Annotated in this window: 15 protein-coding genes; 6 read left to right on the plus strand and 9 right to left on the minus strand. The window is 60.1% G+C overall.

All coding sequences use genetic code 11. The features are described 5' to 3' along the window. Window positions 1–54: 54 nt before the first annotated feature. A complete protein-coding gene (locus AC1MDT_RS26460; RefSeq protein WP_480419659.1) occupies window positions 55–462 on the plus strand; it encodes an HPF/RaiA family ribosome-associated protein in 408 nt (135 codons plus the stop codon). A gap of 226 nt (window positions 463–688) precedes the next feature. Here the strand turns inward: AC1MDT_RS26460 and AC1MDT_RS26465 are convergent, their stop codons facing one another. After that, complete coding sequence (locus AC1MDT_RS26465; RefSeq protein WP_480419660.1) at window positions 689–1564, minus strand: helix-turn-helix domain-containing protein; 876 nt, start codon at window positions 1562–1564, stop codon at window positions 689–691. 138 nt (window positions 1565–1702) lie between these two features. Here AC1MDT_RS26465 and AC1MDT_RS26470 point away from each other — a divergent pair, with 138 nt between their 5' ends. Then, window positions 1703–2605, plus strand: a complete 903-nt coding sequence (locus AC1MDT_RS26470; RefSeq protein ID WP_480419661.1) for a DMT family transporter — start codon at window positions 1703–1705, stop codon at window positions 2603–2605. A 61-nt stretch (window positions 2606–2666) separates the two neighbouring features. Here the strand turns inward: AC1MDT_RS26470 and AC1MDT_RS26475 are convergent, their stop codons facing one another. Further along, window positions 2667–3641 (minus strand): 2-hydroxyacid dehydrogenase, encoded by a 975-nt coding sequence (locus tag AC1MDT_RS26475; protein WP_480419662.1) that lies wholly within the window; start codon window positions 3639–3641, stop codon window positions 2667–2669. Between the two features lie 181 nt (window positions 3642–3822). Here AC1MDT_RS26475 and AC1MDT_RS26480 point away from each other — a divergent pair, with 181 nt between their 5' ends. Then, window positions 3823–4071, plus strand: a complete 249-nt coding sequence (locus AC1MDT_RS26480; protein WP_414908439.1) for a hypothetical protein — start codon at window positions 3823–3825, stop codon at window positions 4069–4071. A 170-nt stretch (window positions 4072–4241) separates the two neighbouring features. Here AC1MDT_RS26480 and AC1MDT_RS26485 read toward each other — a convergent pair whose 3' ends face one another. Both AC1MDT_RS26485 and norR read right to left on the minus strand, forming a co-directional pair. Next, complete coding sequence (locus tag AC1MDT_RS26485) at window positions 4242–4991, minus strand: YkgJ family cysteine cluster protein (protein ID WP_480419663.1); 750 nt, start codon at window positions 4989–4991, stop codon at window positions 4242–4244. A gap of 109 nt (window positions 4992–5100) precedes the next feature. Further along, window positions 5101–6657, minus strand: coding sequence for a nitric oxide reductase transcriptional regulator NorR (gene norR / locus AC1MDT_RS26490; protein ID WP_480419664.1), 1557 nt, complete (start codon window positions 6655–6657; stop codon window positions 5101–5103). Window positions 6658–6813: 156 nt separating this feature from the next. Here norR and hmpA point away from each other — a divergent pair, with 156 nt between their 5' ends. Then, on the plus strand, window positions 6814–7995 hold the full coding sequence (gene hmpA / locus AC1MDT_RS26495) for an NO-inducible flavohemoprotein (protein ID WP_480419665.1): 1182 nt from the start codon (window positions 6814–6816) through the stop codon (window positions 7993–7995). Window positions 7996–8115: 120 nt separating this feature from the next. Here hmpA and AC1MDT_RS26500 read toward each other — a convergent pair whose 3' ends face one another. From AC1MDT_RS26500 to AC1MDT_RS26520, 5 genes are all read right to left on the minus strand, one after another. After that, window positions 8116–8772 (minus strand): helix-turn-helix transcriptional regulator, encoded by a 657-nt coding sequence (locus AC1MDT_RS26500; protein ID WP_480419666.1) that lies wholly within the window; start codon window positions 8770–8772, stop codon window positions 8116–8118. A 93-nt stretch (window positions 8773–8865) separates the two neighbouring features. Continuing rightward, complete coding sequence (locus tag AC1MDT_RS26505) at window positions 8866–9993, minus strand: NAD(P)/FAD-dependent oxidoreductase (RefSeq protein ID WP_480419667.1); 1128 nt, start codon at window positions 9991–9993, stop codon at window positions 8866–8868. Between the two features lie 137 nt (window positions 9994–10130). Beyond that, window positions 10131–11078 (minus strand): ornithine cyclodeaminase family protein, encoded by a 948-nt coding sequence (locus AC1MDT_RS26510; protein ID WP_480419668.1) that lies wholly within the window; start codon window positions 11076–11078, stop codon window positions 10131–10133. A gap of 272 nt (window positions 11079–11350) precedes the next feature. After that, entirely contained in the window at window positions 11351–12838 is a 1488-nt protein-coding gene (rhlB, locus tag AC1MDT_RS26515) for an ATP-dependent RNA helicase RhlB (RefSeq protein ID WP_480419669.1), read from the minus strand. 98 nt (window positions 12839–12936) lie between these two features. Further along, window positions 12937–13593 carry an alpha/beta hydrolase gene (locus tag AC1MDT_RS26520; RefSeq protein WP_480419670.1) on the minus strand — a complete coding sequence of 219 codons (657 nt, stop codon included), beginning with the start codon at window positions 13591–13593 and terminating at the stop codon, window positions 12937–12939. Between the two features lie 466 nt (window positions 13594–14059). Between AC1MDT_RS26520 and AC1MDT_RS26525 the strand changes: the two genes are divergently transcribed. Both AC1MDT_RS26525 and AC1MDT_RS26530 read left to right on the plus strand, forming a co-directional pair. Beyond that, entirely contained in the window at window positions 14060–15091 is a 1032-nt protein-coding gene (locus AC1MDT_RS26525; protein WP_201114801.1) for an amino acid ABC transporter substrate-binding protein, read from the plus strand. A 65-nt stretch (window positions 15092–15156) separates the two neighbouring features. Beyond that, window positions 15157–16338 carry an amino acid ABC transporter permease gene (locus tag AC1MDT_RS26530; protein ID WP_480419671.1) on the plus strand — a complete coding sequence of 394 codons (1182 nt, stop codon included), beginning with the start codon at window positions 15157–15159 and terminating at the stop codon, window positions 16336–16338. The last annotated feature ends 2 nt before the right edge of the window (window positions 16339–16340 follow it).

The following is a 16340-nucleotide window of genomic DNA, read 5'->3' on the forward strand; positions in this document are numbered from 1 at the left end:
CCCAAGGGCTAGCCGGAGGGCCTCTAGCGAGCTAGCTGAAATAAGGGATGAACTATGCAAATCCAAGTCAACAGCGATAACCATATTCAAAGCAGCATCCGACTGGAGGAGTGGGTACGTACTACCATAGAGAGCACGCTCGAACGTTACGAAGAGGACCTGACCCGAGTTGAGGTTCACCTGCGGGACGAGAACGGCGACAAGCCGGGTCCCCACGATTTGCGCTGCCAACTGGAAGCGCGGCCAAAAGGCCATCAACCGATTTCTGTCACCCATAAAGCCGAAAACCTGGAACTGGCGATCGACGGGGCAGCCGAAAAACTCGAACATGCGCTGGATCATCTGTTCGGCAGACTGCGGGGCAAACCGCGAGCTTCTGTGGTGCCGTTCGAGAGACGCACTGCCGATGCGCTGCTGGAAGACGAGTTTCTCGAGAATGAACAGGCCGCACAAAACGGTTGAAGCCTGATTTACTATTTACCTTCCCACTGAAGACGGGCCTGCTGATGCAGGCCCGTTTTAGTTTGTGCATTCAATGATCTTCGCCGCGACGCCGCTCTTTTGTAGCAGCTGGCGCAGGCTAGGGCCGCTTTCGCGAGCAGGCTCGCTCCCACAGGGAAATGCATCCCCAAATGTGGGAGCGAGCCTGCTCGCGAAGGCGCCCTGAAAAGCACCGAAAATCCTGGGTCTAGCGCAAAAACGCCTGCCGATACTCCCCAGGCGTCCCACCCAGCGCCTGGCGAAACCGATTGGTGAAATGACTCGCGCTGGCAAATCCGCACGCCAAGGCAATTTCTCCTAATGGCCGTGACGTTGAGCGCAGCAAATCCCGCGCCCGGCTCAATCGCCGCGCCAACACGTACTGATGCGGCGGCAAACCGAAGCTCTCCCTGAACATCCGCGCAAAGTGATATTCCGACAGCGTACACAATCGCGCCAGTTGCCCAAGACTGATGGCTTCGGCCAACTGACTGTCGATGTACTCCACCAACTGCCGTCGCTGGTGCGCCGCCAGCCCACCCTTGAGCCGCAACCCTTCGCGCATCCCGACCTGGCAGAGCAACGCGTGGCTCAGCATTTCGTGGGCCAGACTGCTGGTGAGCAGGCGCTCGCCCGGTTCATCCCAATTGAGTGTGATCATCTGCCGAAAGCGCCGCGCTTGCTGCGGATCGTCGAGAAAGGTGCTTTCGCGCAATTGCAGTTCGCGAGGTTCGCGATCCAGCAGCGTGACGCAGCCGAGGGCAAATTGTTCGGGGCTGAAATACAGGTGGGCCAGGCGAATGTCGCCATTGATCACCCAGCCAGACTGATGCTCGGCCGGCAGAATGCACAGCTTGTCGGGACCGCCCTTGGTGCCGGGCTGGTCGCGGCGAAAGGTGCCGGTGCCGCCGGCGATGTAGCAAGAGAGGGTGTGGTGGCTCGGCGCTTCGTAATCCTGGGCGTCGTGATGGTTGCTCCACAAGGCTGCAGCCATGCCGTCACCGAGCTCGGCGCTGTGCTCGAGACGAGCATTGGGCGAGCGGTTGAGGGCTTGAAAGACTTGCAAGGTTTCCAGTGCGGCCATGATCGGTTCTCTCCAACGCCTTGCATCCTACTCCGTAGGCGTTCGCCTGCCAGCCCGCCGCCTGACAAAAGCGCAAGTTTATGCAAGTGCGTCAGGCGCTGGCGCAGGACACTGGGCCCCTATTGAGGAGCCTTTGCCATGAACCTGTCTTTGTACCTGTTGACCGTGCTGATCTGGGGCACCACCTGGATTGCCCTGAAATGGCAATTGGGCGTGGTGGCCATTCCGGTGTCGATCGTTTATCGCTTCGGCCTCGCCGCGCTGGTGCTGTTCGTGATGTTGCTGCTCAGCCGGCGCCTGCAAGTGATGAACCGCCGCGGACACTTGATCTGCCTGGCACAGGGGTTGTGCCTGTTCTGCGTCAACTTCATGTGCTTCCTCACCGCCAGCCAGTGGATCCCCAGCGGTCTGGTGGCCGTGGTGTTTTCCACCGCGACACTGTGGAACGCCCTCAATGCGCGGGTGTTCTTCGGCCAGAAAATCGCCCGTAACGTGCTGATGGGCGGCGCGCTGGGCTTGCTCGGGCTTGGCCTGTTGTTTTGGCCTGAGTTGGCCGGCCACGCTGCCAGCCCGCAAACATTGCTCGGTCTGGGCCTGGCGCTGTGCGGAACCCTCTGTTTCTCGGCGGGCAACATGCTTTCAAGCCTGCAACAGAAGGCCGGCCTCAAGCCGCTGACGACGAATGCCTGGGGCATGGCGTATGGCGCGGCGATGCTCTCGGTGTGGTGCCTGGTCAAGGGTATTCCATTCGATATCGAGTGGAATGCACGCTACCTCGGCTCGCTGCTGTACCTGGTGATTCCGGGTTCGGTGATCGGGTTCACCGCGTACCTGACGCTGGTCGGGCGCATGGGCCCGGAGCGCGCGGCCTACTGCACCGTGTTGTTCCCAGTGGTGGCGCTCAACGTGTCGGCGTTTGCCGAAGGTTACCAGTGGACCACGCCGGCGCTGGCGGGGCTGGTGATGGTGATGCTGGGGAACGTACTGGTGTTTCGCAAACCCAAGGCGTCGATGAACCTGGGGAATGGCAAGCTGGCGTGAGGGGTCGGCAAGATCAAAAGATCGTCCGAACGGGGCCCGATCTTTTGATTTGTTGTGGGGGTTAAGCTTTCCAGACCTGCGGGTTCACCAGGTCCTGTGGCCGCTCACCCAGCAAGGCGCTGCGCAAGTTGGCCAAGGCCCGGTTAGCCATGGCTTCGCGGGTTTCGTGAGTGGCCGAGCCGATGTGTGGCAAGGTCACGGCATTTTTCAGTTGGAACAGCGGCGATTCGGCCATTGGTTCTTTCTCGTAGACGTCCAGCCCGGCGCCGCGAATCCGGTTGTTTTGCAGTGCTTCGATCAATGCCGGTTCGTCGACCACCGGGCCCCGGGCGATGTTCACCAGGATGGCGCTCGGCTTCATCAATGCCAGTTCGCGGTGGCTGATCAGGTGTCGGGTCTTTTCGCTGAGCGGCACCACCAGGCAGACGAAATCGGCTTCGGCCAGCAGTTGATCGAGGCTGCGAAACTGTGCGCCGAGTTGTTGTTCCAGCGCGGTCTTGCGGCTGTTGCCGCTGTAGAGGATCGGCATGTTGAAGCCGAGCCGACCGCGACGGGCAATGGCTGCGCCGATGTTGCCCATGCCGACGATGCCCAATGTCTTACCGTGCACATCGCAACCGAACAACGGCGCGCCGACGGTGGCTTGCCATTGACCGGCCTTGGTCCAGGCGTCCAGCTCGGCCACGCGGCGGGCGCTGCTCATCAGCAGGGCGAAGGCCAGGTCGGCGGTGCTTTCGGTCAGCACGTCGGGGGTGTTGGTGAGCATGATCCCGCGTTCATTGAAATAGGCGACGTCATAGTTGTCGTAACCCACCGAGACGCTGGACACCACTTGCAGTTTCGCGGCGTTTTCCAGTTGGGCGCGACCGAGCTTGCGGCCGACACCAATCAAACCATGGGCGTGGGGCAGGGCTTCATTGAACTGGGCGTTGATGTCGCCGTTTTTCGGGTTCGGCACGATGACGTCGAAGTCTTGTTGCAGGCGTTCAACCATTTCAGGCGTGACGCGGCTGAAGGCGAGGACGGTCTTTTTCATGGGCGGGGGCTCGTCGGGCGGAGGTGAATGCTGAGCACGCTAACATTCTTCCCGTGATTTGTGCGAGTGGCCTGCATACCGCTCAACGGCAGTTGAGAGCTTTGAGCGTCATTTAGTTATACTGCCGCCTTTCGCGGCTCGCTGACCGGGCCCGACACTTTGCGCATTACCCGGAGCTTTCATGACTTCCCCGAAACAACCGCCGGTAGCGGACGCCTTGGGCGACGAGCTGCCAGACGGCGTCGACGCCGGCACCCAGAGCGAAATCAACGCTGCGATCCCGGCGTTCAAGTTCCCGTTCAAACCGGGTGAACTGCAGGCCGCCAAGGGCGCCAGCCAGCCCTGGTACAAGAATGGCGCCAAGAACGGCCACACCAAGACCCCTGGCGCAGCGCCTCCGGGGACTCGTCGTTCGATGGGCAAGCGTTAGGATTCGGAGATTTGCATTGCCGGGTCTGCCGTCTTCGTCGGAACGCCGCCCGGAGCCGGCTCGCTCCCACAGTGGACCGTCGTCGTACACAAATTCTGTGTTCACTGAAGATCCCTTGTGGGAGCGAGCCTGCTCGCGAAGAGGCCCTGACAGGCGCCAATCCCTTCGGATCAAGCCGCCCGCAACGAAATAAACGAATAATTTCCCGGCTCATCCGTCGCCAGTTGCGCGCCGGCCGCCAGTACTTGCCCGGCGATATCCTCACCCGACACATGGAACAGCCATTCGCTGTCCCACTGCGGCAATACCTGGTCGGTCAATTCGTCGATGATCGTGGCGAACGCGTTCATGTCCGGCAGATAAGCGGTAAATCCATCGCCCTTCAGCGCGGTCGTGCGGATTCCCAGCAACGCACAGATGGCATCCTTCATCTGAATGTCATCGCGATCCGCCTGGCGGGAGCGTTGAATCAGCGCTGACAATTCCCGGTCCATCAACTCACCGCCGACAATCAACTGCGGCCCTTTTTCCCACGACTCGGGCGGGCATTCCTTCACGGCGGTGTTCAGGGGGATGTGCGGATTGATTTCCATCGGGTAGATGCGGCACACCAACGGTCGGCGTTCGTAGATGCGACAGCGATTGTCTTCGTCAAGATGACGGCAGGCACCGACATTATAAGCGGCGAAGGTGATCGCGACATTGGCCTCTGCGTCGGCGCTGCGAACCACCGCTGAACGGCGTTCGGCGTGTTCGCGTTGCTGCGGCGGCAGGCCCAGGCCATTGCTCAGGAAGGCTTCCACCAGCACGATCACCTGACCGCCATCGGCGGCCCAGACCCGGGCTTCGGGCAGGGTCAGGGGCACATGGTGATCATTGCAGCATTTGCCGCAGCCTACGCAGGAAAACGTCGTATTCATTGAGCGGTCGGTCGCATCCGAGGGCAAAAAACAGCGACAGAATGCCGCCGCAGTGGCCGCTCTCGAAGCAAGTTATGCGCCACTCACCGCCGATTGAGGGGTTGATGACTCACTTCATGCCCAATCGCTTGGCCATTCGCCCTAGATTCGCCCGATCCAGGCCCAGTTCACGGGCGGCGCTTGCCCAGTTGTTGTGGTGGCGTTCCAGGCATGCACTGATCAATTGGCGCTGATAGTTTTCGGTAGCCTCGCGCAAATCGCCCGTCATCAATGCCACTGCGGCTTCGGCGGCGGCTGGTTGCTCGGCGCTGACTTTGACGCTGCCATTGAGCAGGTCCAGGTCGGCAGCGCTCAAACTGAGAATTTTCGGTCGTTCCTTACAGTTACCCAAGGCCTTCAAGGCACTGCGGCCGATCAAGTGTTCCAACTCCCGCACGTTACCGGGCCAACTGTAGGCCAGCAACGCAGCCTGGGCATCCGCGTTCAGGCGCAGGCTGTTGAGGCCCATGCGCGAGCGGTTCTGTTCCAGGAAGTAGCCGCTGAGCAGCAGCACGTCGCGTCCGCGATCCCGCAAGGCCGGCACCAGCAACGGGTAAACACTGAGTCGATGATAGAAGTCGGCGCGGTAACGGCCACTGCGTACTTCCTCCGCCAGGTCGCGGTTGGTCGCCGCGATCAGTCGCACGTCGACCTGATGTTCTTTATCCGAACCCAGCCGCTGCAATTGGCCGCTTTGCAGCACGCGCAGCAATTTGGCCTGCACCGTCAGCGACAACTCACCGACTTCATCGAGAAACAGCGTGCCGCCGTTGGCCAGTTCGAACTTGCCGCGCCGGTCATTCATGGCCCCGGTGAACGCGCCGCGCACGTGGCCGAACAGTTCGCTTTCCACCAGGGTGTCCGGCAATGCGGCGCAGTTGAGGCTGATGATCGGCTTGTCGGCTCGGGGTGATGCGGCGTGAATCGCCTGGGCCACCAGCTCTTTGCCGACCCCGGTTTCCCCGGTGATCAGCACGGTCAGATCGCTGCCGCCCACCAGATTGATTTCTTCCAACAGCCGTTTGTGGGTCTTGCTCTGGCCAATCATCTCGCGGTTCTGCTGGCCGCTGGCTTGACGGTAAACCTCGGCGCGCTGGTGTTCGTCTTCGACGCGATTGGCCAGGCGTTCGATGCGCTCGGCGGCGTTGACCGTGGCGGCGGCGAGGCTGGCGAACGCTTGCAGGGCGTCCAGTTCGATCGGTTCGAAGCGCTCCGGGTCGAGGGCGTCGAGCGTCAAAAGGCCCCACGGACGCTCGTCGATGAACAGCGGGCAACCCATGCAGTCGTGGACTTCCAGGTGATCGTCGAGGCCATCGACCAGCCCGTCGTAAGGGTCAGGCAAGTTGCTGTCGGCGGCGAAGCGGGTCGGGCCGGGACTGCTGAGCAACGCTTCGAAGCGCGGGTGCTCGCTGACTTTGAAGCGCCGGCCAAGGGTGTCGGTGCTCAACCCGTCAACGGCCAGGGGCACCAGCCATTCGCCGTCGAGGCGCAACAGGGCGGCGGCATCGCAGGGGAGCAGGGCGCGCATGGCTTCGAGCAGGCGTCGATAACGCTCGCCTTCGGGGAGTTCGCGGGAAAGGTCAGAGACCAGAGGTAGCAGCGTGGTCAGCAAGGCTTTTGCAGTCATAGTGACTCCGTGTAGTCGGTATGACTATAAATCAGCTGCTGTCGATATGACTATCTTGTTATTAACATATTGATTTATAAGGATTTAAATATTGGCATGGAAACTGATAAGCCTAGAGTCATCCGTTAGCAACCCATGTCACCCAGGAGTCGCCTTATGCTTAGCGTTCAAGACCGTGCCATCGTCAAATCTACTGTGCCATTGCTGGAAAGCGGTGGCGAAGCCTTGATCACTTACTTCTACCGCATGATGCTCTCCGAGTACCCGCAAGTTCGCCCGCTGTTCAACCAGGCGCATCAGGCCAGTGGTGATCAGCCGCGTGCGTTGGCCAATGGGGTGTTGATGTATGCGCGGCACATTGACCAGCTCGACCAACTGGGCGATCTGGTGGCCAAGATCATCAACAAACACGTTGCCCTGCAAATCCTCCCGGAACACTACCCGATTGTCGGCACCTGCCTGCTGCGGGCGATCTCTGAAGTATTGGGCGAAGAAATTGCCACGCCTGAAGTGATGAGCGCCTGGGGCGCGGCCTACGGTCAATTGGCCGAGATCCTGATCGGTGCCGAAACCAGTATCTACGACCAGAAAGAACAGGCACCCGGTGGCTGGCGCGGGGCGCGGGAATTCATCGTGGCGGCCAAGGTAGAAGAAAGCGCGGAAATTATCTCGTTCTACTTCGAACCGGCCGACAAAGGCCCGATTCTGGCGGCAGAGCCTGGCCAGTACATCGGCATGAAGCTGATCCTTGATGGCGAAGAGATTCGTCGTAACTACTCGCTGTCGGCCTTGCCCAACAAAGGCCTGTATCGCATCAGCGTCAAACGTGAAACCGGTGGCCGCGCCTCGAACCACTTGCACGATCAACTGCATGTGGGTTCGACCATTGAGCTGTTCCCGCCATCGGGCGAGTTCACCCTGAGCGACAGCGACAAACCGCTGGTGTTGATCAGCGGTGGCGTTGGCATCACGCCGACCCTGGCGATGCTTGAAGCGGCGTTGGCGACCGAGCGGCCGGTGCACTTTATCCACTGCGCACGTAATGGCAGCGTTCATGCCTTCCGCGACTGGATCGACGGCTTGGCCGAACGTCACCCACAGCTCAAGCGCTTCTATTGCTACGACGAAGATGACGGCGTCAGCCCGGCAGCGCACAAGGTGGGTTTGTTGACTCAGGAGCAGCTCGGCGAGTGGTTGCCGCAGCAGCGCGATCTGGACGCTTACTTCCTCGGGCCTAAAGGCTTTATGGTGGCGATCAAGCGCCACCTCAAAGCCCTGGGTGTTCCGGAGAAGCAGAGCCGTTACGAGTTCTTCGGGCCGGCTGCGGTATTGGAATAAGCACCGGATACCTGTAGGAGCGAGCTTGCTCGCGATGGACCTGAGAACACCTCGGGGTGTCAGGCAAATAGCGTTATCGTTGACGTTTTTCGCGAGCAGGCTCGCTCCCACAGGTGCGTGTTAGCCCTTCAATTCCTTCAAATGCTTGTACACCGTTGCCCGTCCCATGTTCAGCACATTGGCGACATAGTTGGAGGCGCTTTTGCCTTTGAAAGCGCCTTCGGCATGCAACGCCAGCACCAGCTCGCGTTTGTGGTCGCGGGTCAGCAGGTTCAGGCTCAGCTGGCGTTCGCGCAGCCAGGCATGGAGGAAGGTGTTGATCCGCTCCTGCCAGTCATCGCGAAACAGCGCGTCCGGTTGTGGAATCAGCTTGGTCGGCGACAGGAACAGATCCAGTGCCGCTTTCGCGTTTTCGAACAACGAAATATTCAGGTTAATGCACAGCACCGCCAGCGGATGACCTTCGTTGTCGCGCAGCACGCTGCTCAGGCTGCGAATCTTCTGACCATCCCAATTGAGTTTTTCGTACGGCCCGATGTTGCGTTCGCTGACATCGTCGCTGAGCATGTCCTCCAGTGCCGAATCATCACCAATTTCCCGTTTGGACAGGTTGTTGGCGATGTAGTCGACCTTCTGTGTGCGCAGATCGTGCAGCACCACCTCGGCGTGAGGAAAGAACAACGTGGCGATGGCGTCGGCGATCGCTCGATAGTTATCCAGGGGCGAGCGCTCCAATGGAGAGGCATCGAGGGCCGGATCGTGTTCTTGGGCGTTCATAAAGTGGAGCTCCAGGCAGCATCAACGCCCCATTAAAAGCGGGCGCTGGAAGTGTGCCGTAATCGTGTCAGGACGTCACCTGAGGACGAAAAATCAGTTCAGCCGAGTGGGGGAGAGCATCTGCGCGTCCAGGCCGAAGCGCGTCAGTTGTTCGGGCAGGGTTTCACCGCGTACCAGTGCGGCGCTGGCCTGGCCCATGGCCGGCGATGTTTGAATGCCATAGCCGCCTTGCGCCGCCACCCAAAACAACCCCGGCACCTGTGGATCGAAACCGGACAACAAGTCGCCATCGCTGACGAAGCTGCGCAGGCCGGCCCAGGTTCGGGTCGGACGGCGGATGGTCAGGGTCGTGGCTTCTTCGATCTGGTAAATGCCCATGGCGATGTCCAGTTCTTCCGGCTGCACATCATGCGGTTCCACCGGGTCGGCATTGGCCGGTGAGCCGAGGAACATCCCGGCGTCAGGTTTCATGTAGAAGGATTCGTCGAGGCTGACCAGCATCGGCCAGTGGTGGATGTCCACGCCCTCGGGCCCGGCGAAGATGAACGCCGCCCGGCGTTTCGGTTGCAGGCCCAGCGGCCTGGCGCCGGCCAGTTCGCCGATCTTGTCGGCCCAGGCGCCGGCCGCGTTGATGATGACCGGGGCGGTAAAGGTCTGGCCGTAGGTTTCTACGTGCCACATGCCCTCGGCATCGCGGGTCAGGCTCAGGACTTCACGGTCGGTATGGACCTCGCCGTTGTTGCGGCGGATACCGCGCAGGTAACCCTGGTGCAGGGCATCGGTGTCGATATCACTGGCCGTCGGGTCGTAGATCGCGCCATGGACTTTTTCCCGGCGCAGAATCGGCAGGCGCGCACAGGCCTCGTCGGGGCTGAGCAGTTGCATCTCCGGCACGGTGGCTTTGGCGCTCAGGTATTGATTGTTCAACTCGACCGGATCGCCAGTGAAGTCCACGGTCATCTCGCCGCGTGGGGTCAGCAGTGGGTGCTCGCAGAAGCCGGTCGGCGGGGTGTCGAAGAAATCGCGACTGGCCTGGGTCAATGCCCGAACCTGCGGAGTCCCGTAAGCGGCGGTGTACAACGCAGCGGAACGTCCGGTCGAGTGATAGGCCGGATGGGATTCGCGTTCGACCACGATCACGCGGGCCTGTTGCGACAGCCAGAAACCGGTGGAAGCGCCGGCTATCCCGCCGCCGATGATGATGAAATCTGCCTGGCTCATGAACGTCTCCTGTGGGGCGCAAATAAGGCTCCCTGTAGGAGCGAGCTTGCTCGCGATGGTGTGTCAGCTGCATTGATGTCGACTGACACTCCATCGCGAGCAAGCTCGCTCCTACAGGGATTGTGGTGTTTGTGGTGTTAGCGTTGTAGTTGGTAAATGGCATTGGCCACTGCGATGTCTTCCAGGCCCAGGCCAATCGAGCGGAAGAACACATGACGATCGTAGTCGGGGCGTTGCACTTTTTCGCTGAGCAGATCCGGCAGGTCGCCGACAATCGCGTTTTTGTCCCAACCATGTTGTTCGCCGGCAATCAGCATTTCACCGGCCGAGCCCGGGGTGGTCAGGCGATAGTCGCAGAACACCTGCATGTGATTGAGGCTCTGCGGCGGCACTTCGTGGGCACGCGGCGCGTTGGTGCTGATGGAGGTGATCAGCGCCGGTTTGCTTAAGCTCGAGGGGTCGATCACCGGGCCGGCGGAGGAGGTGCAGAGCATGATCACGTCAGCGTCTTGAATCGCCGTTTCCCGGCTGTCGACGAGGGTCAGGCGTGGATCGAGGCTTTTGAGCTGTGCCAGTGCTTCTGGACTCAGATCGTCCAGGCCAGGGGAGTAGAGGCTGATGGTCTGCCAGTCCCGCAGGTTTCTGACGTAATGCAGGTGCGCCTGGGCGACCTTGCCGCTGCCGATGATCGCCAGGCGCCGGGCCTGCAATGGGGCGAGGGCATCAACCGCCACGGCCGTGGTCGCGGCGGTGCGTGCGGTGGTCAACTCGCCGGCATCACAGAGCAGCAACGGCTGGCCGGTCTGCATCGACATCAGCAACGTCCACGCCGTCACCAGCGGACCTTGCTCGCGCACGATGTACGGCGAGGTCTTGACCCCGTAGACGCCCTCTTCTGCCAGTACCCCCAGGTAGTTGATGAAGTCGCCGGCGCCTTGTGGAAACTCCACCAGTTGCTGCGCCGGTTGCACCGCTTGCCCGGCGGCCAGGTCGCGGAACAGTTTGCGCAGGATTTTCGGCACGTCGACCTGTGCCAGCAGCTCGCGGGCCTGAAGGTGGTTGATCACATAAGGCGTACTGGACATGGTCGGCTCCGGGCACTGAAAGTAAACTAATTTGTCCATTATGGACTTTTAGTTATCGCTCGCAATATCCAAGCGAAAAAAAAGCTGCTTCTCGCCGTTAACGCAATACCAGTAGGAGCGAGCTTGCTCGCGATGATCCCAAGTGCGCCGCGTTGTTTCAGAAAATAAGCGTCATCGTTAACGACCATCGCGAGCAAGCTCGCTCCTACAAAGGCTGCACAAAAAAAAAGCGCAGTCCGTTTCCGGCTGCGCCTCTTTTAATGCGTCCCGTGTTACGGGCGCTTGCGCTCAACCGCCCGCAACAGATGCGTCGGTGGCGTTTCACAGCTGATCTTGCGTCCCAGCAGCGCCTCGATGGACGGTAGCTGGTAGGAGTCGTCTTCACCGGCAAAACTGATGGACACCCCATCGGCGCCAGCACGACCGGTACGGCCGATACGGTGTACGTAGTCGTCCGGGACTTCCGGCAGGGTGAAGTTGATCACGTGGCTGATGCCGTCGATGTGGATGCCGCGACCGGCGACATCGGTGGCCACCAGCACGCGAATCTTGCCTTCGCGGAAACCTTCCAGGGTCTTGATGCGTTTGTGCTGCGGTACGTCACCCGACAGCTGCGCGGCGTTGACGCCGTCGCGGACCAGGCGTTCTTCGATGCGCCGCACTTCATCCTTGCGGTTGGCGAACACCATCACCCGCTCCCAGCCGTTGTCGTTGACCAGGTTGTAGAGCAGTTTGTATTTGTCGGCACCGGCCACCGCGTAGATGTGCTGCTCGACGTTTTCGCTGGCCACGTTCTGCGACTCGATCTCAACGATCGACGGATCGGTGGTCCACTGCTTGGCGAGGTTCATCACGTCTTCGGTGAAGGTCGCGGAGAACAGCAGTGTCTGACGTTCGTTTTTCGGCGGGGTCTGGCGAATGATCTGACGCACTTGTGGGATGAAACCCATGTCGAGCATTCGGTCGGCTTCGTCCAGGACCATGACTTCGACCATGTCCAGGTGCACGTCGCCGCGCTGGTTGAAGTCCAGCAGACGACCCGGCGTGGCCACGAGGATGTCGCAGTGACGGGCTTCGAGGTGCTTGAGCTGCTTGTCGAAGTCCATGCCACCGACAAACGTCATGACGTTGAGGCCGGTGTACTTGGTCAGGTCGGCCGCGTCCTTGGCGATTTGCACCACCAGTTCACGGGTCGGCGCGATGATCAGCGCCCGCGGCTCGCCCATATAACGCTCTTTCGGCGGCGGGGTTTGCAGCAACTGGGTGATGATCGAAATCAGGAAGGCAGCGGTTTTGCCGGTGCCGGTCTGGGCGCGACCGATGGCGTCTTTGCCCGCCAGGGTGAAACCAAGCACTTGGGCCTGGATCGGCGTGCAATACGGAAAGCCCAGGTCCTGGATGGCATGCATCAGTTCGGGGGCGAGTTTGAAATCGTGGAAACGGGTTTTGCCTTCCTGGGGTTCGACGGCGAAGTCTTCGAGTTTCCAGGGAATGACCGGCGCCTTTGGCTTCGGTTCGCGACGCGGTTTTGCGGGTTTCGGGGCTTCGCTGCGCGGTGGCTCGGCGTCAGCGACTTCAACAGGCTGGACGGCCGGTGCGGTCACTGGCTCGTGCTTCGGTACCGCGGCGGTGGCGGTCTGGCCAGACTGATTACCGTCGGTGCGGTGGCCGGGATTGTGAGACGGAGCACTGGTGACTGGCGCGAGCTGCTCAGTCTCGCTTTTACCGAACATTTTTTTGAGTGCTTTGAGCACGGTCATCTCATCAATTGGTTAAGGAATATACGCCGGCCAGTGTAATGCAAGAATCGGGCGCGGCGTAGTGGGATGATCAAAGGGCGTGCTTTTCGCCTGAAGCGTTAACGCAAGCGCTCGGCGAGCCACACGCCGATGTCGCGAATCTCCTCGGGTAACACTTCGTGGCCCATTGGGTATTCCTGCCATGTCACGGTGACACCACGCAGCTTTAAATGCTCATAAGCGCTGCGACCCATGGCGTTTTGAACCACGTCATCGTACTGGCCGTGCAAAGACAGCACGGGAATGCGCTGCTGGCTGGCCGAAAGCTCCAGTTCATCGCTGAAAGTCGGTGCATAAGTGGAGAGGGCAATTACGCCGCCCAAGGCTCCCTGCCATTTCAGGAATGCGGTGTGTAGTACCACGGCGCCACCCTGGGAAAAACCGGCCAGGAAAATCCGCGAGGCGTCTATTCCGCCGGCGCGCTGCTCTTCGATCAGATTAATGACTACTTGTGCCGACTCTTGCAGCTGCTCGCGGTTGATCGCACGCGCCGGGTTCATGGCCAATATGTCGTACCAGCTTGGCATCTCATAGCCACCGTTGATGGTGACCGCGCGTGTCGGTGCCTGAGGGAGAACGAAGCGGGTGGTCAACAGCGTTTCCTGCAAGGCTTCGGCTACCGGCAGGAAGTCGTAACGGTCGGCGCCCAAGCCGTGCAGCCAGATTACGCAGGCGTCTGCGGGCTTGACGGGTTGAAGAATCAAGGGCTGGGTCATGGGTGCTCCAAAGGTGTGCGCGCGCGCTCATTCAGTGCGAGTTCCGAGTGCGTGCCTGGTTGCTCAGTTAAGAAGATGTCGCAAGGCTACAAGTTTTGCTATTGACCTGGCGCTGAATCGCTTTAGCGGGCGGTCTGGTACGGGCTTTGCTATGGGAAAACGGTACAACCCATCTCGCGCCTTGCGGTAACACTATCAGTGTACCGCTGGTTGCGGGATAGCAAAGAATCCGGTGATGGATGTTCGCCAGTGGCCGTTACGGGCTTCGCGAACGTGAAAGGGCTACAGCCCGTTCGGCCGATTGGTGAGAAGTGAGTTATCCATGAATGGATTTTCTCCTACTAGACTCATAGCGCAGGTCTTACGTCGGTTGACCCCAAAAAAAGCCAACACGGGTCAACAACGCCTCATAAGGGTGCGACTGGACTCAAGCTCCGACACAACAAGAGCAAAACTGGAGGTTTGAATGAAGATGTTGAAATCCACCCTGGCCATCGTGACTGCAGCCGCAGTACTCGGTGTCAGTGGGTTCGCCCAGGCGGGTGCAACCCTGGATGCAGTGCAGAAGAAAGGTTTCGTACAGTGCGGCGTGAGCGACGGTCTGCCCGGCTTCTCTGTACCGGACTCCACTGGCAAGATCGTGGGTATCGATGCTGACTACTGCCGCGCTGTCGCTGCTGCAGTCTTCGGTGACGCGAACAAGGTCAAGTTCAGCCAGTTGAATGCGAAGGAGCGTTTCACTGCTCTGCAATCCGGCGAAATCGACATGCTGTCGCGTAACTCCACCATGACCAGTTCCCGTGACGCGGGCATGGGCTTGAAGTTTCCTGGCTTCATTACTTATTACGACGGCGTAGGCTTCCTGGCCAACAGCAAGCTGGGCGTAAAAAGTGCCAAGGAACTGGACGGCGCGACCATCTGTATTCAAGCCGGTACCACCACCGAGCTGAACGTGTCCGACTACTTCCGTGCCAACAACCTGAAATACACCCCGATCACTTTCGACACCTCCGATGAAAGCGCCAAGTCGCTGGAATCCGGTCGTTGCGACGTGCTGACCTCCGACAAGTCCCAGCTGTACGCACAACGCAGCAAGCTGGCTTCGCCGAAAGACTACGTGGTGCTGCCGGAAACCATTTCCAAAGAACCTCTGGGTCCTGTCGTGCGTAACGGCGACGACGAGTGGCTGGCCATCGTTCGTTGGGTTGGCTACGCCATGCTCAACGCTGAAGAAGCGGGCGTGACCTCCAAAAACGTGGTTGAACAAGCCAAATCGACCAAGAACCCCGACGTTGCCCGTCTGCTGGGCGCTGATGGCGAATACGGCAAGGATCTGAAGCTGCCGAAGGACTGGGTCGTCAAGATCGTCAGCCAGGTCGGTAACTACGGTGAAGTGTTCGAGAAAAACCTCGGCAAGAGCACCCCGCTGGAAATCGACCGTGGCTTGAACGCCCTGTGGACCAACGGCGGCATTCAATACGCACCACCAGTGCGCTGATGGTTCTATCACCCGGTGGGCCAACCACCGGGTGATGTTCTGTTCCATTACATCCGGGGCACTTCATGCAAAATTCAATCGGCGCACCAAAGCAGAGGCTCAGCCTCAACGATCCCAAAGTGCGTGCGTGGCTATTCCAGATCATCACCCTTGTGGCGGTGGTCTCGATGGGCTGGTACCTGTTCGATAACGTGCAGACCAACCTTCAACACCGGGGTATCACCTCCGGTTTCAGCTTTCTGGAGCGCAGTGCCGGTTTCGGCATCGCTCAACACCTGATCCCCTACACCGAATCGGACACGTATGCCCGGGTGTTTGCCATCGGCCTGCTCAATACGCTGCTGGTGACCATCATCGGCGTGGTCCTGGCGACGATCCTCGGGTTCATTGTTGGTGTGTCACGGCTGTCGAAGAACTGGATCATCAGCAAGCTGGCGACTGTCTATGTGGAAGTCTTCCGCAACATTCCGCCGCTGCTGCAAATCCTGTTCTGGTACTTCGCGGTGTTCCTCACCATGCCGGGGCCCCGCAACAGCCATAACTTCGCCGACACCTTCTTTGTCAGCAGCCGCGGCCTGAACATGCCAGCCGCGCAAATGGCGGATGGGTTCTGGGCCTTCGCGGTCAGCGTGGTCGTGGCCATTGTCGCCATCGTGCTGATGAACCGCTGGGCCACCAAGCGCTTCGAAGCGACCGGCGTACCCTTCCACAAATTCTGGGTGGGCCTGGCGCTGTTCCTGGTGATACCGGCGCTGTGTGCGTTGATCTTCGGCGCGCCGCTGCACTGGGAGCTGCCGAAGCTGCAGGGCTTCAACTTCGTCGGTGGCTGGGTGTTGATCCCGGAACTGCTGGCATTGACCCTGGCCCTGACGGTGTACACCGCAGCATTTATTGCCGAAATCGTGCGTTCGGGCATCAAGTCGGTCAGCCATGGCCAGACCGAGGCAGCGCACTCCCTGGGGTTGCGCAACGGTCCGACCCTGCGCCAGGTGATCATCCCGCAAGCCCTGCGCGTGATCATTCCGCCGCTGACCAGCCAGTACCTGAACCTGGCAAAAAACTCCTCGCTGGCGGCCGGTATCGGTTATCCGGAAATGGTGTCGTTGTTCGCCGGTACGGTGCTGAACCAGACCGGGCAAGCGATCGAAGTCATTGCCATCACCATGAGCGTGTACCTGGCGATCAGTATCAGCATTTCCCTGCTGATGAACTGGTACAACAAGCGCATTGCGCTGATCGAGCGGTAAGG

This window comes from Pseudomonas sp. ASL7 (assembly GCF_056680375.1).